Raw genomic sequence first — 22,477 nt, forward strand, 5'->3', positions numbered from 1 at the left:
AAAAAGATTGTTGCTGTCATTATCAATTATTATTAATTCAAACAAAGATACAGCTTAAAAACGGAATGTAGCGGCTGCACTTAAAGAAACCCTATGTAAACCTTCTTTTTGGTCATCATCAAATTTGTAGGTTACTCCGTTAAACTTCATTTTGTTCAGAGTACCACCACTTAAACCAACTTTTGGTCCAATAAGGAAATTTTTACTGATCTGATATCGGTAACCAAAATCAATTTCTGCCCCGAAAGTACTTCCTGTGCCTTTTACATCTCCAGTTTTGGTAGTATAAGAAAGTACTCCCAATGCAATATCTGCAAATACTTTATGTCTGGTAGTCGAATTATCATTTGAAATAAGTCCGGAAACTCCAAAAAATGTAATATTATCCTTTGTAGTCACAGGAACAGATACAGGCATTCCATTTACATAGCCAAGCAAAAACCCGTCACTGGATGCACTATAATGAGAGTATTTTAACCCAAGTCCAAAACCGTTATTTACCTCATAATGGGCAGCTATATCAAAGTTCAGTCCGTTTTTAAGGCCTTTTACATAGTCTTTTTCTTCCTTGCTAAGTCCGGAAATTGTTTTTGCTGTTCTCCATGCATATCCTACGGAAGGTCTGATAGAAAATTTCTGAGCGAAAGACATGGCGGAGATTGAGAACACTCCAGCTACGATTAATTTTTTTATCATGGTTTTAAAGTTTTCAGCAAAAATAAAATTTTCTACAGAAGAAACCAATTAAAACCTGAAACGTCTGTTTTCTTTTTTGTCAGAAAGTTTTTTCTTATTATCCAGTCTTTTTTGTTTCTGCCCTTTTGAAGGCTTGGTCGCTGTTCTTTTTTTCGGAACAATGAGTGCTTTGTTTACCATTTCAAGTATTTTTTCAATGGCTTTATTTTTGTTCATCAGTTGTGTTCTGCTTTCAGATACTGAGAGGAATAAAAAACCGTCTGCATTGATCCTGTTTTTCAGTTTAAGCTGAATCAATACTTTTTCGTCTTCATTAAAAAATTCTGATGCATCTACTTTCCAAAGTACGGTAACGGCAGTCTCGACTTTATTGACGTTTTGTCCTCCTGCACCGCTGCTGCGTGAAGTTTTGAAACTGAGCTCTTTTGAAAAGTCTTTCATTTTTTTAAGATTTTGAGATACCGGAATCAACTAGAGATCTCTATTTAAATTTTTATACAAATCCAATCTGTTTACCTTCCCGTTGGGAGTTCTCGGAATTTCCCTGATGAAAATAATATCTTTCGGCCTGTGGAAATTTTTCTCAAATGGTACTTCTGAAACTTTCCTTTTCACCTCATCAGATTCATCTCCTTCTATAATCAATATCAATTTCTGACCCAAACTTTCATCCGGAAGCCCTACAAATATGGCTTCGTTCGGGAGTTCTTTTTTTACCAAAGCTTCAAGGGCTTCAGGAAAAATCTTTGCACCACCGGAATTAATCACATTGTCAATTCTTCCGAGAAATTTAAACTGTTTTTCATTCTTAATGTTAACTAAGTCATTAGTTTGCAATTCTTCAGCATTTATATTCGGAGCAAAGATCTTCAGACAACCTCTCTCATCCAAAGAAATAGATACATTTTCAAAAACGGTAAAATAATCTTCCTGCTCAGGCATCAATTGTTTCAAACCAATATGAGAAAGGGTTTCAGACATTCCATAGGTTTCAAAAATCCGGTTGGAAGGACTAAGGTTCATCTGCAGAATTTTACTTTTCAGGCTTTCTGAAACGGCGGCACCACCAATAATCAGGTTTTTAATCAGGTGAAGTTTTTCCAGTGAGTTTTCTACCTGAAGAGGCGTCATGGCACAAAAGTCTATTTCTTCTTCCAGATTTTCAACAGGGTTTAGAGAAGGATTGGTAATTATTAATTTTAATTTTCTTTCTATAGAACGGACAACCATCATTTTACCGGAAATGTATTCTACAGGCAGGCAAAGCAATGCCGTATCTCCTTCTTTTAATCCTAAAAAATTACAGGTCATCACTGCTGAATTGACCATTTTCTTTTTTTCAATTTCAAAAATTTTCGGCACTCCTGTAGAACCAGATGTCTGGACATTTACTCCTGTTTTTTCTGAAAACCATCCTTCCAGAAAAATTTTCACTTTCTTTTCAAATTCAGTATCGAATGATAATTGATTAATATTGAGATTATTGAAGTCTATCAGCATGTTTTCCGTGAATAAATTCTACAGTAAATTTAAAAAAAAATTCAAAAAGTTCTTGTATGTAAAGAAAAAAGCTGTAAATTTGCACCACTAAAACAAACACAGACTCATGGTGTAGCGGTAACACTACTGATTTTGGTTCAGTCATCTGGGGTTCGAATCCCTGTGAGTCTACAAACCACTCTTTTTTAAGGGTGGTTTTTGTTTTTTTAAATCAATCGCAAAAGCTGGAGGTTAAACAAAAAGTTTAACTGATCTGAAAAGAAAAATGTTCCGTCTTTCACCTCTTCTGAACTAGATCGCATCGGAAAGCGTTTTCTAGTTTAATAATCTATCTTTTAAATTAAGATTATAAAGTTGAAATTTCATTTTCAGTAGGCAAAAAAGCTATAAAATAAAAAAAATAAGAGTGGAATTTCTTCCACTCTTATATAATTTGATGAAAAAAGTCTATGTGTAATACATGGTAGGACAACTTACCTTTTCTTCTAGGAATTTGAATATTTTTTACTAATAATCAATAATATAATACCACTAATAATTGCAATAAAAATATATTTATAATTAAAAAAACTATGAAATATCGTACTTCCTATTTCTAATTTTTGTATTTCTACATCTTTATAATTTTTAAATTCATCGTTATCAACCCAAATTTTTATTTTAGTTCCTTTTAAAATATTATCCTTGATATTATTCAAATAAGAACTGTCATTATCATTTCCTACATTTTCATATATATAAAATCTTTTACTGATTGATTTCAGTTCAATATACAGGTATAAAACATTTAAATTTGTTTCACCATATTTGAATTCACCTTTTTGTTTCTCTTTCTCAATATAAACATTTTGACTGCTATCAGTTATTATACTAATATTTTTAAACTTATAAATATTATAAAATATTAAACTAATTGATCCTACAATTAAAAATGTTCCCAATGTAGAAATTTTATTTTTAAAAAGAAATTGCATCATTAGACTATCTCGCAAATTTAAGTTGATTACTAAAATTATTCACCTTTTGTTGCATAACTGGTTTAACATATTGATTAAACTGATCGTATAGTAATTCCGCTGTCCCAAATATTCCACCTACAACTGCACCTGCTGCAGAACCGTATCCAGGAAATATAGAACCTACTTCTGCTCCAACTACTATCGAGGTCCCTACGCCTACAGATCTATATGATAAACGCTGACCACTTATATCTCCATTTGAATATTCCATTACATTTGATGTTGTTTCTAATACCGGGAATGCTTTACCTGCGGACTTACCAGTCAATTTTAATAGTTTTCCACCTCCTGGCATATCACCTACAACATCAATTACAGTTGCTACTTGTGCAGCTTTTTTCACTAACGGCTGTATATTCTTTGTTGTAGCTGCCTTTTTTTTCACATTATTCTTAGATTTGGGATCATCTCCAGGACCATATGAAGCATGTGCTAAATGATTTAATCCTGCAACAACTCCCCCAATCACTGCACCTTGCCAGAAGTTTCCTCCAGCAAATTCAGCTCCAATACCTCCTGAAAGAGATCCTAAAACTAAAGTTCCTATTACTCTAGGGGTACCCGTTTTTACAATCTCTCCAAAAGCGGCAGCTCCTAAGCTACCAAAGAAGCCTCCTGCTGCCCCACTTAAGAAAGTATCTCCTTGTACTACACTCAATATTCCTTGAGATATAGCATGAGTACCCGCCTGTACTACTGCCAAGCCAAATCCTCCTACAGCTTCTTTAATACTATTACCAAGAGCAGTTAAAGTTGTCGCTGCTTGTCCAGCCACAGTAAACAAACTTCCTATCCCAAAAGTAACAGCTCCTGAAACAGCACCTGTAAAGGTTGCTTTAAAGGCTCCCAATAAATTCCACTGGTCAAAATTACCCGTTACTGCCAGACTTAATGTATAAGCAGCTAATCCTACAGCAGCACCAATAATTACAGCTTTTACAAGAGCAGCTACAGTAATAGCAGCTAATGTAAAAGGTTCCTCTCCAGTTGGATCATTAAACATGAGAGGGTTATTCATCACATACCCATATTTATTATAATTCTGAGTATTTGTAGGATCCGGAATATTTTCATCTGCATTTAAAAATCTTCTTAGTAGTGGATCATATAATCTTCCATTCATATGAATAATTCCTACTTCTGCAAAATGTTCATGGCTGGTATATCCTCTTTCTAATAGTAATGCGGTGCTGTTAATACTATTTTTATCTGTAATAATTTGCCCGCTGCCAATCTGAAGATGTGTAAAGTTACCCCACGCATCAAAATGCCTTTGCTCCAGTTTATTTCCTGCTTCATCGCTAATAGCTAAGATACTGCTTAAATAATCCTTGTGCAAGAACTTATATGAACCTCCAGATTCTTCATAGTTCTTTATATAAACAATATTACTTTCATATGGAGATCCGCCTATATAAAGAACATGTTTCTCCTTACCAGATGTATTATCTTTTATAATTTCAAAACTTCCGTCTTCACTATAAAACTTTGTGAATTTCCCTTCTTTATCAGCATCAAAATTTCCACCATAGGTAACTTTCTGCCTCATGCTTGTCAATCCATACTGGAAAGCCACATCTCCTTTTTCACCATCAATAAAGACAGGATCGTTATTCTCATTATAAGTAATGCTTTGAATAAGATCGTTATTATAGTTTTGAGTTCCTGCAGCATTCAGGGTCATACCTGTAGGCTGATAGATCTTAGATGAGTTTTCATATTTTATGGTTCCCACCTGATCATTTTGTATTATTCTTCCCTTAGCATCATAAACGTTTCTATTAGGAGGAGTAATACCTGTAACAGGATCTGTCCAGCTTACAAGCCTATTATTATCGTCATAATTAAATGATTCTAAAATATTAAAGTCTCCTGAAGTTCTTCTGCTTTTCAGCTCATTCTTCACTCCATCAAAACTGTAGCCCAGATCCAAAATCCCGGATTTAACTTGTGATGAATGATTAACACTCATTAGAAATCCGTTACCATCATAGGCATTAGTAATATTAGCAGCTCCAAGTTTGGAACTAAGAACCTGTCCTCTTGCATTAATATCTTTTATTTCCCATAATACTTTACCGGAATTCTTATCTTTTATCTGGGATAACGTTCCATTCCAGTCATTATAAACATTTTCGATGTTTACTTTTGTAAATACACCTAATGAGTAAAGACTTTTTTCATAAGTAATAACTCTTCCTTTATCATCATAGGTAATTCCTTTCTGAATAAAATATTTACCATTACTGCTTTCTGAAGACGACAGTACTCTTCCCTGCTGGTCAAAAGAAATATTTGAGCTATAAGGTTTTCCTTTTGAAGTTCCGTTTTTGGCGATTACTCTTCCCTTATTATCATAAGTATAGGTAATTGTTTTATCAGTGGCCTGACCATTATCTACAGTTGAAATTTCTTTCTGGCTAATCAGTTGGCCTAAATTATTGTAAACAAACTCTTTTGTTCCTTTAGGGCTGATTGTTTTCTTTGGCTGGCCAAATCCGTTATATTCATATTTATATAATCCATTGGACGGATCGTTAAACTCTGATTTTCGTCCCCAACTATCATATTTAGTAGTAACAATATTCTCTGCATATTGCGCTTTCACCTGTTCACCTGAAGCATTATATGAAAAAGATATGTTTCCGCCCTTATCTGAGGTGGAAATAACATTTCCTAATGCATCAGTTGTTTTGGTGGTAGTTCTTCCATAGCCGTTTACTTCCACTACAGAGGTAATATTACCTGAAACAGAAGATTCCATTTTTTTCCCTGTAAAAGAGGTAATAAGCCCTTGGGTACTAATTTTCGCCAATCCTGTAGTGGTTACTTTAGCAGGGAAAACCGTATCATCATAAGTATTAACATTCCACTGGAGATCACCTGGTATTTCTTCAGAAGCCTGCTCAAAATAAGGTTCACTCTCGCGGATTTTTCGCCCTAATATATCATATACAGAATATACTGTAACATATTTACCTTGTCCAAGGCTTTTGGTTGCTTTCTTATATTCCTGACCTATTTTATTAGTATATTTTTTTGAAATATTTCCATCAGCATCGTATTGAATCAAAGTTATATTAGAATCAATATCTCTTAAATACTGGTACGTTGTAGTACCTCCTAAATTTGTTTTTGATTTTAAGAGTTTACCCCAACCGTCATAAATATTTTCAAGGGTGTTCCCTAAAGGATCGGTCTGGAGTTTTATTTGTCCCCAATCATTATAGTCAATATTGGTTTCAAGTCCCAGATTATCTGTTTTCTTTACTACAAATCTTCCTTTCAGATCATATTTAGCTATTTGTGTTTGTGTTAATGCATCTACACTATTACTGGTGACTGTTTTTGTTACATTCCCAAATCCATCATAATCATAAGTTTCTAATAAATAACCTGAATTGTCTCTATTCCATGTTTTCACAGTTTTAGTTAAGTTACCATCATAGGAATATTCAACTTTTGCAGACTTCACATCACCATACGCCTGTACTGTATTGGTTTGCGATTTTAATCGGCCAATAAAATAATCAGAACCAGAAGCTGTAGGATTATGATTATAATCAAAGGAGGATGTTGTTATTGCATAATCATTATTAACATTAGATATTGTTTGCGCGAGAAGATAATACGCTCCGTAAACAATACTATCTGCTGTAAGTGTATTGGTTAAAAAATCTTTTGTGATTGTAGATTTTGGCAGCAGAGCCGTTACAATTTTTGATTTATCTACTCCTGCAGTATTGGTAATTACCTGTCCATTTAAAAGTTGATCTTTCTGATAATTTATAGATTTATAATTTAAAAGTTCGTTATTATTTTCAGAAATAGTTGCCGGAAATATCTTATTCTCATCATTGGTTTTGATAGACCATTCTTTAAGAGTTACTCCTTCATTTAAGGGATCTATTTCAGCTCCTGACCATATTTTTGTATTTTCAAAACCATCTGCATACCATGTAGAACGGGCAGCTTGCCTGTACCCCATAACTCCTTTACCATGAAGGTTAACAATCAGATCTCTGTATTTGAAATCCTGTTTTCTTCCTTCTTCTTTAAGCTGAGTAACAATAAAGCTTTGAGGCATATGCTCTACCTGAACATATGGATAAGTCTGAATCGTAGTTGGTTTATAAAACTTAGCTGTAGTCGCATCATTGGCATCTATTTCATTATATACAATTTCGGTTTTTATTCCTCCTTGATTAATTGCATAGATTCTCTCTCTGTTTTTTATATCATAGTAGGTATAACGAAATAAATGATTTTCAACTTTTACAAAAAAGATATTCTCTTCTTTATTGATACGAAGTGAAACATTCATTGGAATCCAATGAGCACCAATCTGAGAAATCATGCTCCATGGATCTTCATCATATTTTGTCTCAAATTTGATATTTCCATTAATATCCACTCCCGCTGATTCAAGAACCTTGAATCCTCTTCTTGAGTCCAAATCCTTGCAACATTTATGAGCTTGAAAAAGTTGTGATTCGAAACGAATCAAATCACTTTTACCATCACCATTCAAGTCTTTAGCAAAATGTGAGATAGCTACTGTTCTATTGTAAGTTTTATCAACAAGTACAGGCTCTTTAGTATAATATGAAAAATTATCAAAATTCTGAACTGTAAAGGAAAGATTATCATTTCCCGAAACAGGTGTTTTACCAGAATTCATATATAATTTCCAATTGGACGTCTCCGTCCCTTGAGGAACCATGAAGTCCATTTTTCCATCTCCATTAAAGTCTCCAAAAACCATTCCTGTCTTTTCTCCGTAGTAAAGTACAGAATTTGATTTCATTACGTATTTCCCAGCATCATTAATTACGAAAGAGTTGCTGCTAACCCAATCTTTCAAAACCTCAACAAGATTCTCTTTTCCATCTCCATCAAAGTCCATTGCTATTCCTTCTTTCAAAAGATCTCTTACACCAGATCCTACCCAATACGCATCGTTTTGTGATGTGTTTGGATTCACAATATAATAATCAAAACTGCTATATGATTCTACAGGTCTGTGGATGGGTACAGTAGGATCACCCACTATTACTTCAGGATCATCAATCGGACCATTGTATGGATAAATTGTAGTAATATTTTCTACTGAAAACAACACCTCTGAAAGCCCGTCTCCATTTGCGTCTATGTCTCTGAACTCCCTTACATAAGATCTGATCGTTATACGGTCAGATTGAGGATTATCGCTAGGAGAATCATATTTTTTATCATACAATGATGATGGTACTGTTTTGGACTGATTAAGAACATATTGTTCATTTTCCAATACATACTTATCAAACTTTATCTGATTAGATTCTGCTTTATGAGTATACAAGGATTTTACAGGTCTCATTTTGTCATTAACCAATGTTGCATTGATTGCCAAAGCACCTGTTAAATTAATATCAGAAACCCTTACCTTTTTTGCCCCAAAGAAGTTGTTATAGGTAATATAGGTACCCGCTACCGTAGGCTGTATATAATCTCCTTCCCTCTCACAATGCCCATAATCATCATATTGCACACATTCATAATAACCGTCTGCCGAAGTTTGATAAGTTAAAAGGTCCAAATATCCATCTCCATCAAAGTCTGCAATATTTTTACTATCTAAGTTTAAGTTATTGGAGATTTCAGAACTTTTAATTGTTGAACTATCTGCTTTTCTATCAAATTTTATAGGATTTGCAGATTCTCCATTTGCATTAATTTCAGTAATAGTATCAACAAACTGATAACTTGTATTATTATTGGTATATTCTATCTTATAACTTTTAAAAGCACTTGAGTTGGCTTTAACAACAATTTCATTAAGAAGTTTATCCTGATTATAGTAATACCCCTGATGATAAGAGAGTTCTTTTACAGTTCTCTCAACATTATAGTTAAACTGAATTTCATTAAAATGAGGTTTACTCAATTTTTCATTTCCTCCCCATTTAATTAATTTAATTTTACTTACTTCTCCTGCAATAGTTGTCTGCGATGTTATATTGGCATTTTTTTCATACTCATAAGTAATATAATTCCCCTGAACATCCATCCATTTTACAATATTGTATTCCATAGAGGTTCTGCCTGCACTTGCATGCCCAGGATCGTCATGTACTGTATCTCCATACCATGCCTGAGAGCCATCTTCAAATGTGACATGAAAAAGCATTGGCCCCTGAATTCCATTTCTGGAGCCTAAAGACTTGATTTTAAGATTTGAATATTTTTCGGTTACATATTCTGCTCCGTTTTTACCATATTCACCAGATTTTAAAATCAATCTTTGCCCATTAAAGCTATAATAATCGGAATAATCCATCATTATTTCTTTTGCTTCCTTATCCTTATCTATGTTTCGTCCCATTCTGGAAATGGAAGTAATACCCGTTAAATTCCATCCGTATCCGGCAATCCCATTACCAGCACCACTTGTGTAAACCAGGTTGATCTGAGGAGCAACTGTTCTTATTCCTGGAGGTAAGGCAATAGGTAAGGTAAACTGTAACTGTCCACCTCCATTGACCTCCATTTTTCCTTTTGTATCATGAAAACTCTGTTTATCTGGAGCTGTTGCTCCACTTGGATTACTTTCTCCCGCATTTGAATTAGCAGGACCACCTCCAGAGTTTTCCGTAGCAGGACCAATTTTTGCCACAAAGGAATTTGAAACTCCTGCTTTAGCATGGAATCCCTGAGCCATTACCACTGTTTGTGGATCCTGAACCGTCCGGGATACCGTTTCTGTCTGATACAGTATGGTTTGTGAAAAAACCAATACTGAACACAAAGACAGTATTAATGATGAAAAAAATTTCATTTTAGTGTTTATAATAATGTTTTAATAAATTAGATATAATATCCTGAGCACAGAATAATAATTCCGTACTCTTATCTTTGAGAATTTTCTGTAAGTCTATCTTTTTGTAACATTTCTACCGAAGACTCTTCCGTCTTTTAAAGTGAAACGGAGAATATAAACGCCCCAATCATATCCGGTCATATTGATTCTAACTTGACGATTTAGTTCTGGAATATTCTGTTGCTGAAATTTCCAATGAACAGTACTGTGCTGGTAGAGAGAAACGGATTCTATAAGCCCATCTACTTCTTCAGTCCAGTCAATGGTTAAAAAATCATTTACCGGAACCGGATAAAGTCTTATCTGTTTCCAGAATGTTTTTTCATCCATAGCAGGTATTTGTTGAACTGCAGCGGCTGTTCTTGCTTGCTCCTGTAGGTTAGTTTCATTCAAAGCTGTTTCTTCAACCTTTTTTCCTGCTATATCAGTTCCTCTGTATCTCTGGTTTCCTGCCTCATCATATTTAAAGTAAACTTCAGTTTGTGAAAAACCTAAAAAACCAATTAACAGAGAAAATATAGAAAGTAATTTTCTTTTCATTATTTTATTTTTTCATGTTTAAAAGCATTTGAACCTGTTTTTTCAGTTCTTGAATTTCTTCTGATTGAGATTTCAAAATTTTATTTTCTTGCTGAAGTGCTTTTAGTTGTTTGTTTTGTTCGATCGAGTAAAGGGTAAGTTCTTCTATTTTCTGTAAAAGTTTTATTTGAAATTCACCAACATTTACCCCTTCTTTTTCCATTACTTTAGCAGAAGCTATTTCAGGAAGGTGTTTTTTCTCTTTGATATGTTTTTCAATATCTTCTAATTTTGGGAGATCATAATTTTCGGCAAAGACAAAATCAGCAGTAGGACTTAAAGTCACTTTTATTTCTTTAGCTTCAAATTTACCCTGTAATAAAGCATTTCCTGAAGCCGAAACCTTCAGGATTTCAGGCATCGTTACAGGCGAGTCTATTGCTACTTTCTGAGAAGACGAGGCAAGCAGTCTGAAACCTCCATCATCAAGCGTAATTGCTGTTTTTACAAAGCTGGTATCTCCACTGCTAGAAAGCCACCCTGCATTTGTACCACTGGCTTTGACCCCATAACTCATATAAGAAGAACCAGTACTTCGAAGCGATCCCCAGTTACATATTGAGCCATTAGCATATGGTATAGAAAATGCATTTACTCCCGTTACAGAGTCACCTGCTCCTGCCATAATAGTTCCCGCAACATGTAGTTTACTTAAAGGGCCAACTGTTCCTATTCCAACATTTCCGTTTTCATTAATAAGAAATTTGGCATCATTATGATCTCCTTTGGAAACCACCCAATAGGTTCCATACAAATCTCCAAAAAACCAGCCATTTCCTCCATTTTGGTACTGGGTTTGAATTCCTCGGATAAATCCTCCGTCATTAACACTCCTTTTTAAATACAAAAGAGGAGAATAGTTTTGTATAGTAACTTCAGAAAATGTCTGTGCCTGCTGTGAAAAGACAAATGATGAAGCCAATAAGGCCATCGATAATAATTTTGTTTTCATATTTTTTAAGTTAATTTTTTTAAATTGAGCCGATAGACTATATCTTTTTTAGATTTTTATTATTGATTTAGATTGATGATAAAAGAGTCTTTTAAATTCACGATAGTAACCTCCGAAATTCTAAAACATATTTTTATGTTTCATAAATTTCATGAAATTGTTTTCTTTAAAATATTTTTGTTGGCAATATCCTCTTTAAACAGTACGTTCTATGGCAACGAAAAAGGTACTTTGGGAATTAATTTTTCTCTTCACGATTTGAGTTTTCAGATGCAAATTTAACATTTACTAACATACATTAAAACTATATTAATAATCATTAACATGAATTTTATCACTTGTATACAAAGATATTGGTACAAAACGACAGGACTTGTCGTAATAAAATTCAGGCGGATATAATTATAATTATTTAATCACTCTTTTAAAATAGTAAACAAAAAAGACCTTTTTCAAGGTCTTCTATATTTAAAATACTGCTATTCTTTATTTTTTTAGCTCATCAATTTCTTCCTGTATAGATTTGATCCTGTCTCTCAATTCCTGACTTATTTTTCCCGGAATCTTTTTGACTTTTCTTAAATCTAAGGCCAGCATAATAGAAGCAATTCCCATGAAGATAAAAGCAACACCGGTAAGGGTAACCAGTGAGAATCCTGTAAATACCGGATTAAATATCAGCAGTAGAGAAAAGATAATTCCTCCGACACTGGCAAGGGCAACATTTCCCCAGCTCATTATTCTCATACTTTTCAGGTCAAAGGCAAAACCTAATAGCTGAAAAGAACGGAACAGCAAGGTAAATCCGATTACAAACGGAAGTACCGCCATGGAAATCTGAGGATTTGCGATAAGATAAATTCCTATTGCAGTGGTTAATAATCCACTCACAAGAAACCAGCCCCAGCCCTGCAGGGATTTACTGTTTTGTAAAGAAAAGAATATCTCTGTAATTCCTGAAAATAAAAAGGAAACACTGAAAAAAATGGAAAGTGTAACATACGTTGCCAGTGGTACGCTGAATACGTAAAAACCACAGATAAGGAAAAGAATTCCAAAGATTAATGGAATATACCAATGTTTTACGGTATTGGTAAGGGTTTGAAATAAATTGGCCATAGGTGTCTTTTTTGATAATGCCTACTTTTTTATAACGGTTTTCGGCTTCTCCGCAGGTATTGCAAACAGATTGTAATTCTCACCTTAATTTGAAATATAACCTCTTACTAATATACGAAAAATAAGCGGAAATCTAAAGCATCTATCCTATGAAGAAACAAAAAAAGGTGAAAACCATTTGATTTTCACCTTTCCAAAACATGTTGAAATATGTTTTTAATATTGTTACTTCGGTTTGTACAATTTGTACATCACGAACAAAAATCCAATCCATATAGGAATCAGAATCACCTGAATCTCCATTCCTGTAATGCTCATCAATCCTAAGATCAGGATTAAGAATGCAATACAGATATAGTTGGATATCGGATAAAATATAGACGGGAATTTTGATTGAATTCCTTCTGCATTAATTGATTTTTTAAACTTTAAATGGGTGTAGCATATCATCAGCCAGTTGATGATCAGTGTGGATACTACTAAAGCCATCAGATATTCAAAAGCTTTTTCCGGAACTAATTTATTGATGATAATACAGATCCCTGCAAAGCATGAAGATATAATGATTGCATTGGTAGGCACTGAGTTTTTATTCAGTTTTTTGAGAAATTTTGGAGCATTTCCCTGCTGAGCCAATCCGAAAAGCATTCTACTGTTACTGTAAACACTACTGTTGTACACTGATAAAGCAGCTGTTAAAACAATCAGGTTAAGCACATTTGCGATCAATGTATTGAACTGAATGACTTTACCAAAAAGGCTGAATTCAAGACCATTCAGATTTTGAAATACCATTACAAACGGGCTTGATCCTTCCGTAATATCTCTCCAGGGACTTAATGAAAATAGAATAACCAAAGCTCCTACATAGAAAATAAGGATTCTGTAGATTACCTGGTTGGTTGCCTGTGGAATCGTTTTCTCTGGATTTTTTGCTTCTGCAGCTGTTATTCCGATAAGCTCAAGGCCTCCGAATGAGAACATGATCATTGCCATGGCTGCAAATAGTCCTGAATATCCGTTTTCTGTTTTGTTAAATAATCCTTTTGGAAAAAAACCTCCGTCATTCCAAAGATTAGTAATTGTCGCTTTTTCTCCTCCTGTACCACTTATCAAAAGATAGACTCCGAAAATAATCATGGCAATAATAGCAACTACCTTGATGATGGAAAACCAGAATTCTGTTTCTCCGTAAACCTTTACAGAAGCCAGGTTAAGTGCATTAATGACTATAAAGAAGAATAAACTGGAAACCCAGAGTGGTATTTCCGGCCACCAAAAATGAATATAATGTCCGATAGCGGTAAGTTCCGCCATACTTACCAGAATATAGAGAATCCAGTAATTCCAGCCAGAAGCAAATCCTGGAAAATTCCCCCAATATTTGTAGGCGAAGTAGCTAAAACTTCCCGAAACAGGTTCCTGAACCACCATTTCACCCAGCTGACGCATAATAAAAAAGGCAATAATTCCTGCCAAAGCATAGCCTAAGATTACAGAGGGTCCTGCCAGTACCGCAGCGGGTCCAATTCCCAGAAACAACCCTGTTCCTATGGCACCACCAAGCGCAATTAATTGTATATGTCGATTTGTTAATCCTCTAACTAAAGTCTCGTTTTGTCCTGTTTTATTTTCGTTGCTCATTGAATGAATTATTCGGTCGCTAAATATATAAAAACTTTTCAGAGAAATTCACATTCCATGGGGTAAATTGAGAATCTGCTATTAAGCAGACAAGAAAAAACCTTAACAATTTGCTAAGGCTTTTTTTGCACATAAATAATAAAATCATTGTTCTACTTCTGGAAGAGCTTTTAAATCAGTATCAATTGTTTAGTTTGTTGGTACTGCATAAATGATATTTTCTGAATTGTTATCTTAGTTTGAAAAGTACTTTTCTATTAGCTTCTTCTGTTTAACAGAAGTTAATGAGATGCTAACTTACCGCTCAAAACAACTACTTAACGAACATATGCTGTAGGTATTTTTCCACAGCATTGTAATGATGTTATGACTTTAAAGAGACGGTATTAATGAATTTCACTGTAGATCTCCAGCAGTTCAACCAAATTGGTAATTTTTAATTTCTGATAAACCCTTCTTTTATAAGTTCCTACGGTAGACTCCTCAATGTCAAGAGCATTTGCAATCTCAAGGTTTCCATTTCCTTTTGCCAGAAGATTAAAAACCTGCAGCTCTCTCTCGGATAGATTTTCAATTGCTTTTCGCTTTTTATTTCCTTTGAGCAATTCATTCATGATCTCCGGTGTGTAATAATGGCCGTCTTTGAAAAGAGCTTCCACCACTTTGACAAAATTTTTGGGATCACTCTGCTTATTCAGAAACCCATTGGCTCCTTCTTCAATGTATTGCAGTGCAATATTTTCTTTGTAAGAAGTGAATATGAGGATAAGAGTATCCTCAGAGATTCCTTTGATCTCTTTGACCATTGATTTGAAAAGACTTCCCGGAAGTTCAATATCAAGAATGACCAGATCATATTTTTCGGATTCAATTTTCTGTTTTGCTTCGCTATAAGTTTCTGCAAAATCAACTTCAAGGTGAGTAAAGTTTTTCTCCAGAATCATAGCTGTTCCGATTCTTACCACATGATGGTCATCTGCAATGAGTATTTTTTTTGTCATATTTTAATAAGGATTTTAATGAGGGTTCCATGCGGAGTATTTTGATGAAAAGTCATTTCGGAATTCATCTTTATGAGCAGCTGAACAACCATATGAAGACCTAAACCATAATTTTTAAAAATCATATGCTCATTCTCTTTTTTCTTAAATAACCCGGAATAATACATCATCTGTTCATCGGACATTCCGGTACCGGTATCAGCAATATGGATTTCTACATGTGATCCTGTAAAAGCTGATGTGATGGTAATTTCTCCATTTGAAGTATTCTTTACTGCATTATCTATGATGTTGTGGAAAACTGCGAGGAGAACATTCTTATTAAGTTTAATCTTAAGTTGATGGTCACAAAAATTGTAGATAAATGTATTTTTCTGAGCTGCAATTTCTTCGAATAATAATCTTTTGGTTTCAATAAGATCATAAATGGAATACTCTTCTTCCGCACTATTTTGTTGTTTGTATAATTCTGTATATTCTTTAAGACTCAATGTAAATTTATACAGCTGTTCTGAAGTTTTATAAATGCTGTCAAAATATTTTTTCTGAGTTTTGGGATCTTCAGACTGATTGAGTTCCTGTGAAAGAAGGGCAATAAATTTTACAGGGGTGGTAATGTCATGGCTGATGCTTTCGACCAGCTTTTTTTGATAATCGGATTCATTTTTCAGTTTATTATTAGTTTCAAGCAGTTCTTTATCTTTATGATCAAGGGTATTTTTCAGGACTTTATTTTTTAGTCTTAAAAAATTTGTCCTCATCTGAACAATCACCAGAATAATAAAAATGATACTCCCTGTAATCAGGATTTTAAAGAATAAAGTTTGATAGAAATAGGCTTCCACTTCTACAGGGAATGTTTTATAAACGAATTTCCCGGTTTCGGAAGATAAAAATCTAACGAGAAGATTATAAGTACCAGGTTCAATAGTAGCTATTCGGAATGTTTTATCATTTTTGATATTTACCCATGAACTGTCTTCAGTATCAAGTTTAGCCTGTAAATAGACATTTTCCAGATCTGAATAGTAAGGAATGTCTATATAAACTTCTGCGTTTTTATAACCGCATTCAAGAAACAGACTATTTTTCAGCTGAATCATCTTCCCTTTTACTCTTGCCCTTTCCAGATAAAAATCCTCACTTCCGGGATAATAGGTTTTGATATTTTCAGGATTAAAAAACACAAAACCTTCCATGGAAGGAAATACAAGCTGCCCATCTTTCAGCTCATGAGCAGAGGGATTCGCACTTCCGTTGAACTCATTATTCGACAGTCCCTGCTTTTTGGTGTAACGGTAATAACTAATGTCTCCTTTCGGAGTTTTCATGTGTTGCAAAAGAATATTTTTATTGACTTTAAATAACCCATTATTGGAAGAAATCCATAAATTGGAATTCCTATCCTCCATCAAAAAGTGAGCATTCGCCAGAAAATCATTTTTATCGGATGGAACTCTGACCGCTTTTTGATCTTTTATCAAGTAAAGTCCTCTGTTGTATGTTGTAAACCAGATATTCCCATCTTTGGTCCGGATGATTTGTTTTACAGGAAGGCCTTTCCCAATCAGTTTCTCTGTTTTATTTCCGATAAGAGAATAAACATAGATTCCGCCGCTGCTTCCCAGGTAAAGCAGATCTTTGTTATATCTTAAAACAGAATCAATATTATCTTTACAAGGAATAATTCGTTCGATTTCTTTAAAACGATCCTGCTTAAACATATAGAGATAAGATTCTTTTCCACTGACCAGTGATGCCATATACAGCCCTCCACTTTTATACAGGCCATCAATTTCCTTATTTTGAAAAGAAATGGAATCGTACTTTGTAAATCCTGTATTCTTATACCTTATATGAATGGTATTATTCTCCCGATAAATCAGATTTCCGGTGTTATCCTGCAAAATGTAGCGCTTATCATAAGATTGAGAAGCCGGAAATATTCTTTCTGAAGTATTGGAATAGTATCTGATCCCTTCCTGAGTCAGAACGGAATTACCACCATAAGAAATCCCTGCATAACAGACCTCATCCTGATACGGTAATTTTTTCCTGGAAACAGAGAAATCGGACAGACTTAAGATTTTAAGACCATTAATAGAACTCCCGAGGTATAATTTGTTCATTGCTTCATCATAAAACATCGCTCCGGAAATTTCTTTATCAATATCCTTATAATCCAACAGGTAAGTAAGCTTTAACTTTTTATCTAAAAACTCACTTCTGTATATTTTGCCATGACTGATTATGAATACCTGTCCGGTGATCTGCTGCCAATAGATTTTAGTATCAGCATCAGTATACATTGACGGAGTACTGATATAGGAATATTTTCCTTGATACAACTGAAGTATTTTTTTATTCTCAGCATCAGCAACAAAAACGTAATCTCCATGAATGAATAACCTTCTTAGTTTACTACGGGGAAAATTCAGATTAATTTTCTTACTTTTCTTACTTTTCTTATCAACATAAGTAATTCCGTTATCTTCAAAATAGTAAGAGCCACTTTTCATCCTGATAAAATAAGAATCGACGTAAGAAATAAATCTTACAGTAAAATTATTTTTAACAAGTTGTTTATAGACTTTCTGATTGGCTGTTCCCCCAGGCTTAGTAATCTGAACGGATGATACTGCCATCGGTTTTCTTTGAGAAACCAGAAGAAGATCTTTTTCGGAAGCATTAAAAACGGCAATACTATCCTTTTTTATATTTCCGAAAAAATCACCGAAGCTTAAATTTTTAAGTTTGAAATTATTATACTGAACAAAGTTGCTTCCATCATACCGTACAATTCTACCTTCCATAGAAAGCCAGATGAATCCATATTTATCTTTTACAATATCCTTGATACTGTTTTGAGGAAGGCCATTATCCGTGTTATACCATTGGGTAGTATAGTTTTGCCCGTTGACACTTAGAAAAAACAGAAATGAAATAAAGTAGAGAAGCTTCATTCAGTAGGGCAGCGTTATATTTAAGGCAAATATATTATAGAAAATTAAATTTATTGTAAACATTTATCCACAATTATGTGAATTTTTTTCTACATAATTAGATATGAATAATGTATTCATTATAATAAATTTGAAAAACCAAACATTTGTTCCCTCATCAATGTCATGGTCATCAGGCATACTGAAAACACAGTCTTTTTTGTTCACAAAAAAATGATCTCCTTCTGTCCGGGGAGATCATTATTCTATGATAGTTAATATGTAAGTAAAAGTGAAATTCTTATAGGCTATAAAAATTCTTTCGGAACAGAAATATTATTCTTTTTCATGTATTCCAAAAGGTTTTGGTATTTATCTTCATATTCATCATTTCCACACTTATGCGAAATACTACAGATGTCTGATGGTTTGATGTCTAAAATATCGGATATTTTAGTCAGTATCTCCAGGTTGATCTTCACCTTGGAATTCTCAATATCGGAATATGCCTTTTGGGAAATGCCCATTTCAAAGGCCATGTACTCCTGCGTAAGATCTCTGCTCCTACGTATTTTCCTGATATTTTGTCCACATACTTTCATCGTTTTTGTTTTAGTAGTTTTCGGTATATTTTAGAAGATTAGCTATTAGCCTCTAACAAAGTTAATAAATACCTTTGGCAAAACATTACACACGTTACATGATATTTATTTTCAGCATAAAAAAGACTTAAAAATACGCCTTTTTTCAGAGAAAATATCACTTCGGTAAACACTATTGGAATTTATGGAGACGCAAAAATTTAATTATGACAATAATATTGTCAGAGCATTCCTCTATGCGACTATCGCATTCGGACTTGTAGGATTTCTGCTGGGGCTTACAGCTGCATTGATGCTTTTTTATCCTGAATTACCTGAATTTTTATTCGGTACGGATGATACAACTATTAAAAGCTTAGCTTCGGGTAATATTCAGGGGCTGATCAATACTCAGGGAGCCATGGGCTTCGGAAGAATCAGAATGCTTCATACCAGCGCTGTAATTTTTGCTTTCGTATGTAACTCTTTTTTCTGCGGTGCTTACTACAGTATGCAGAGACTTCTTAAAACCAGAATGTACAGTGATACCCTTTCATGGATTCACTTCTGGTCATGGCAGTTGATGATTGTGAGCGTTGTTATTACTTTCCTTATGGGAATCAATACTTCTAAAGAATATGCCGAACATGAATGGCCAATCGATATCTTAATTGCATTCTCATGGATCATTTTCGGAATCAATATGTTCGGAACTATTGCTAAGAGAAGAGTAAGACATTTATATGTGGCGATCTGGTTCTATCTGGCAACCTGGATTGCTGTGGCAATGCTTCACATCTTCAATAATCTTGAAGTTCCGTTATCTTTCACAAGCTGGAAATCTTATTCTGTATATGCAGGTGTAAAAGATGCATTAGTACAATGGTGGTATGGGCACAATGCGGTAGCATTCGTATTAACCACCCCTGTATTAGGTCTGATGTATTACTTTATGCCAAAAGCAGCTCAACGACCGGTCTTCTCATACAAATTATCCATTATTCACTTCTGGTCGTTGATCTTCGTATATCTTTGGGCCGGGCCTCACCACCTGCAATATACAGCTTTACCGGCATGGGCTCAGGCGGTAGGAACAGGATTCTCTATAATGCTGATAGCTCCATCATGGGGAGGAATGCTGAATGGTCTTCTAACATTAAGAGGAGCCTGGGATAAAGTAAGAGAAAATCCGATTCTTAAATTCTTTGTAGTAGCAGTTACATGTTATGGTATGGCTACTTTCGAAGGACCTTTATTAGCAACAAAATCATTAAATAAAATAGGTCACTATACCGACTGGGTTATCGGCCACGTACACTTAGGAGCTCTTGGATGGAATGGTTTCATGGCATTCGGAGTGGTATATTATCTGGTTCCGATCATGTGGAGAACATCCCTTTGGTCTAAAAAATTAGCCAACTGGCACTTCTGGTTAGGAACTTTAGGGATCATCTTCTATGCAGTACCTATGTATATTTCAGGATTTACACAGGGATTAATGTGGAAGCAATTCAATCCAGACGGAACTTTATTATGGAAAAACTGGCTGGATACAGTAACTGCAATTATTCCATACTTTAAAATGAGATTCCTTGGAGGTGTTCTTTATTTATCTGGGGCAATTTTAATGGTAGTTAATGTTATCAAAACAATTAAAGCTGGTTCATTCCAGAAAAACGTTCCTGCAGAAGCACCGGCATTAGCCAACATTGGAAGCACAAGAAAAGAAGGCGAAGGCGTACACCTTTGGTTGGAAAGAACGCCTACTCTCCTTTCTGTATTAGCTTTCATCACTATAGCAATTGGTGGATTGGTGGAAATTGTTCCTACCCTGTCACTGAAGCAGAGTGTTCCGACAATTACCGCAGTAAAACCTTATACACCATTAGAACTGGAAGGAAGAGATTTATATATCCGCGAGGGATGTAACTCATGCCACTCACAAATGATCAGACCGTTCCGTGATGAGGTTGTAAGATTTGAAGGAAAAAACGGACAGTATTCCAAAGCGGGAGAATTCGTATACGACAGACCATTCTTATGGGGATCTAAAAGAACAGGACCGGATCTTCACAGAGAAGGAGGAAGAAACCCGGATTCATGGCACTTCAAACATATGTATAACCCAAGAATTACTTCTGCAGGTTCTATTATGCCTCGTTTCCCATGGTTAATCACCAATAAGCTGGACAAAACCCAAATGGTGGACAAAATGAAACTGATGAAAAATGCCTTCGGTGTCCCTTATACAAAAGCTCAGATTGATTCTGCTAACCAATGGGCGGATAACCAGTCAAAAGCAATTGTACAGAGAATTTACGCAGAAGCAACAGATGTAAAAGATCAGATGGTAAAAGAAAAAACAGCAAAAGGATCCACCTATGTACCACTTGAACAAAGAGAAATTGTGGCAATGATTGCTTACCTGCAAAGATTAGGTACAGACATTAAAACAACACAGGTACAAACCGCAAGCGTAGAGTAACATTTAAAATTAAACTGCAATGAAAACGAGAACCCCCATTTCAATATATATCGCAACTACGATAGGTTTAACGATCATGGCCTTTGAAATGTTCGCCGGAGATTCAGGATATTTTTCTTCTCCTTTTTTCTGGGCGCTGATATTAATTGCCACTATCCTATTGCTGATTATGAACTCTATTGGAGACCTGGTAGAAAATGAAAGTTTCAACAGATTATCCGAGGAAGAAAAGAAACAATATCTGGAAGAAAAGAAAGTTCCTTATTACCAGAAATTATGGAATTCAGCCTTCAAAAAACAAACCGCTACGGAAGAAAAAGATATTCTTATCGACCATGGTTTTGATGGCATTACAGAACTTGACAACTCCCTTCCGAAATGGTGGATCGGTCTGTTCTGGTTCGGATGTATTTTCTGTGCCGTGTACCTGTTTGCTTTTTCTTTCACAGATTATGCTCATCCGGAAGCAGAATACACCAAAGAGACAAAAACGATGTTAGCTTCCATTGCTGAGTATGAGAAAACTGCACCTCAGATCAATCTGGAATCTGCGAAATACAGTGCTGATAATATTGCAGAAGGACAAGAATTGTTTAAAACAAATTGCGTTACATGCCACGGTGACGGAGGAAAAGGTGGTATAGGTCCTAACCTTACCGATACCCACTGGATTAATATTAAAGAAAAAAGCTTATTTAAAAATGTATTCTGGATGCTTGAAAACGGCTCACCAAATAACCCTACCATGAGACCTTTCATCAAGGAAGGAACCATTACCGGAAGAGATGCTGAAAAGATTGCCGCTTATATTTATCACATCAACCAGGAAACTGCTCCTATCACTACAGCACAAGGCGGTGCCGCTCCTCAGGGGGAAGAAGTGAAATGGGAAAACGGAAACAACTAAATTATTATTATCTATCATATAAACCATGCCACGCCCCCTTCAACACTACTAACATTTGAATTTCATTTTTGCTAACTAACCTTTTCAACATTAAAAAAATGATAAAAGGGGGCGTTTTTTACAAATAACAATCCTAACTTTGGCTGTCTTACTCAACTATTCACTTGACAACTACAAACTAGAAATTCCATAA

At 34.8% G+C, this 22,477-nt stretch carries 14 protein-coding genes and 1 tRNA gene; 3 read left to right on the forward strand and 12 right to left on the reverse strand.

Annotation, left to right across the window (positions count from 1 at the left end; all coding sequences use genetic code 11):
• Window positions 1-54 precede the first annotated feature (54 nt).
• The 3 genes from PZ898_RS11290 to PZ898_RS11300 are packed head-to-tail and all read right to left on the reverse strand — an operon-like array spanning window position 55 to window position 2,196.
• Window positions 55-696: an outer membrane beta-barrel protein gene (locus PZ898_RS11290; RefSeq protein ID WP_147367615.1), complete on the reverse strand. Its 642-nt coding sequence runs from the start codon at window positions 694-696 to the stop codon at window positions 55-57.
• 48 nt (window positions 697-744) lie between these two features.
• On the reverse strand, window positions 745-1,137 hold the full coding sequence (gene arfB / locus PZ898_RS11295) for an alternative ribosome rescue aminoacyl-tRNA hydrolase ArfB (protein WP_120232933.1): 393 nt from the start codon (window positions 1,135-1,137) through the stop codon (window positions 745-747).
• A gap of 30 nt (window positions 1,138-1,167) precedes the next feature.
• On the reverse strand, window positions 1,168-2,196 hold the full coding sequence (locus PZ898_RS11300) for an AMP-binding protein (RefSeq protein WP_277695529.1): 1,029 nt from the start codon (window positions 2,194-2,196) through the stop codon (window positions 1,168-1,170).
• Between the two features lie 100 nt (window positions 2,197-2,296).
• Between PZ898_RS11300 and PZ898_RS11305 the strand changes: the two genes are divergently transcribed.
• Window positions 2,297-2,367: transfer RNA gene (locus tag PZ898_RS11305), tRNA-Gln, on the forward strand.
• A 314-nt stretch (window positions 2,368-2,681) separates the two neighbouring features.
• Here PZ898_RS11305 and PZ898_RS11310 read toward each other — a convergent pair.
• The 9 genes from PZ898_RS11310 to PZ898_RS11350 form a co-directional block, all read right to left on the reverse strand.
• Window positions 2,682-3,173, reverse strand: a complete 492-nt coding sequence (locus PZ898_RS11310) for a hypothetical protein (protein WP_062672529.1) — start codon at window positions 3,171-3,173, stop codon at window positions 2,682-2,684.
• 4 nt (window positions 3,174-3,177) lie between these two features.
• Window positions 3,178-10,032: an RHS repeat-associated core domain-containing protein gene (locus PZ898_RS11315; RefSeq protein WP_277695530.1), complete on the reverse strand. Its 6,855-nt coding sequence runs from the start codon at window positions 10,030-10,032 to the stop codon at window positions 3,178-3,180.
• Between the two features lie 96 nt (window positions 10,033-10,128).
• A complete protein-coding gene (locus PZ898_RS11320) occupies window positions 10,129-10,614 on the reverse strand; it encodes a hypothetical protein (RefSeq protein WP_277695531.1) in 486 nt (161 codons plus the stop codon).
• Between the two features lie 4 nt (window positions 10,615-10,618).
• Entirely contained in the window at window positions 10,619-11,605 is a 987-nt protein-coding gene (locus PZ898_RS11325; RefSeq protein WP_062672535.1) for a hypothetical protein, read from the reverse strand.
• Window positions 11,606-12,091: 486 nt separating this feature from the next.
• Window positions 12,092-12,724, reverse strand: a complete 633-nt coding sequence (locus PZ898_RS11330) for a DUF308 domain-containing protein (protein ID WP_062672539.1) — start codon at window positions 12,722-12,724, stop codon at window positions 12,092-12,094.
• Between the two features lie 225 nt (window positions 12,725-12,949).
• Window positions 12,950-14,368 carry an amino acid permease gene (locus PZ898_RS11335; protein ID WP_034696101.1) on the reverse strand — a complete coding sequence of 473 codons (1,419 nt, stop codon included), beginning with the start codon at window positions 14,366-14,368 and terminating at the stop codon, window positions 12,950-12,952.
• Window positions 14,369-14,754: 386 nt separating this feature from the next.
• On the reverse strand, window positions 14,755-15,369 hold the full coding sequence (locus tag PZ898_RS11340) for a response regulator transcription factor (RefSeq protein WP_062672558.1): 615 nt from the start codon (window positions 15,367-15,369) through the stop codon (window positions 14,755-14,757).
• On the reverse strand, window positions 15,366-18,332 hold the full coding sequence (locus PZ898_RS11345) for an ATP-binding protein (protein ID WP_277695532.1): 2,967 nt from the start codon (window positions 18,330-18,332) through the stop codon (window positions 15,366-15,368). The genes PZ898_RS11340 and PZ898_RS11345 overlap by 4 nt, the downstream gene beginning before the upstream one ends.
• A 287-nt stretch (window positions 18,333-18,619) precedes the next feature.
• Window positions 18,620-18,913: a helix-turn-helix transcriptional regulator gene (locus PZ898_RS11350; RefSeq protein ID WP_123279143.1), complete on the reverse strand. Its 294-nt coding sequence runs from the start codon at window positions 18,911-18,913 to the stop codon at window positions 18,620-18,622.
• A 184-nt stretch (window positions 18,914-19,097) separates the two neighbouring features.
• Here PZ898_RS11350 and ccoN point away from each other — a divergent pair, with 184 nt between their 5' ends.
• On the forward strand, window positions 19,098-21,377 hold the full coding sequence (gene ccoN / locus PZ898_RS11355) for a cytochrome-c oxidase, cbb3-type subunit I (RefSeq protein ID WP_216443869.1): 2,280 nt from the start codon (window positions 19,098-19,100) through the stop codon (window positions 21,375-21,377).
• Window positions 21,378-21,396: 19 nt separating this feature from the next.
• The gene (locus tag PZ898_RS11360) at window positions 21,397-22,284 is read left to right on the forward strand and encodes a cbb3-type cytochrome c oxidase N-terminal domain-containing protein (protein WP_062672552.1); all 888 of its coding nucleotides are present in this window, start codon (window positions 21,397-21,399) and stop codon (window positions 22,282-22,284) included.
• Window positions 22,285-22,477: the final 193 nt, after the last annotated feature.

The organism is Chryseobacterium sp. WX, assembly GCF_029542485.1.
Lineage (GTDB): Bacteria > Bacteroidota > Bacteroidia > Flavobacteriales > Weeksellaceae > Chryseobacterium > Chryseobacterium cucumeris.

What these genes read in the sequence shown, in the direction of transcription:
- ccoN (WP_216443869.1), top strand. Translation starts at nt 19,098, where the DNA reads ATGGAGACGCAAAAATTTAATTATGACAATAATATTGTCAGAGCATTC.
- PZ898_RS11340 (WP_062672558.1), bottom strand. Translation starts at nt 15,369, where the DNA reads ATGACAAAAAAAATACTCATTGCAGATGACCATCATGTGGTAAGAATC.
- PZ898_RS11325 (WP_062672535.1), bottom strand. Translation starts at nt 11,605, where the DNA reads ATGAAAACAAAATTATTATCGATGGCCTTATTGGCTTCATCATTTGTC.
- PZ898_RS11350 (WP_123279143.1), bottom strand. Translation starts at nt 18,913, where the DNA reads ATGAAAGTATGTGGACAAAATATCAGGAAAATACGTAGGAGCAGAGAT.
- PZ898_RS11360 (WP_062672552.1), top strand. Translation starts at nt 21,397, where the DNA reads ATGAAAACGAGAACCCCCATTTCAATATATATCGCAACTACGATAGGT.
- PZ898_RS11290 (WP_147367615.1), bottom strand. Translation starts at nt 696, where the DNA reads ATGATAAAAAAATTAATCGTAGCTGGAGTGTTCTCAATCTCCGCCATG.
- PZ898_RS11315 (WP_277695530.1), bottom strand. Translation starts at nt 10,032, where the DNA reads ATGAAATTTTTTTCATCATTAATACTGTCTTTGTGTTCAGTATTGGTT.
- PZ898_RS11335 (WP_034696101.1), bottom strand. Translation starts at nt 14,368, where the DNA reads ATGAGCAACGAAAATAAAACAGGACAAAACGAGACTTTAGTTAGAGGA.
- PZ898_RS11330 (WP_062672539.1), bottom strand. Translation starts at nt 12,724, where the DNA reads ATGGCCAATTTATTTCAAACCCTTACCAATACCGTAAAACATTGGTAT.
- PZ898_RS11310 (WP_062672529.1), bottom strand. Translation starts at nt 3,173, where the DNA reads ATGATGCAATTTCTTTTTAAAAATAAAATTTCTACATTGGGAACATTT.
- PZ898_RS11320 (WP_277695531.1), bottom strand. Translation starts at nt 10,614, where the DNA reads ATGAAAAGAAAATTACTTTCTATATTTTCTCTGTTAATTGGTTTTTTA.
- PZ898_RS11300 (WP_277695529.1), bottom strand. Translation starts at nt 2,196, where the DNA reads ATGCTGATAGACTTCAATAATCTCAATATTAATCAATTATCATTCGAT.
- arfB (WP_120232933.1), bottom strand. Translation starts at nt 1,137, where the DNA reads ATGAAAGACTTTTCAAAAGAGCTCAGTTTCAAAACTTCACGCAGCAGC.
- PZ898_RS11345 (WP_277695532.1), bottom strand. Translation starts at nt 18,332, where the DNA reads ATGAAGCTTCTCTACTTTATTTCATTTCTGTTTTTTCTAAGTGTCAAC.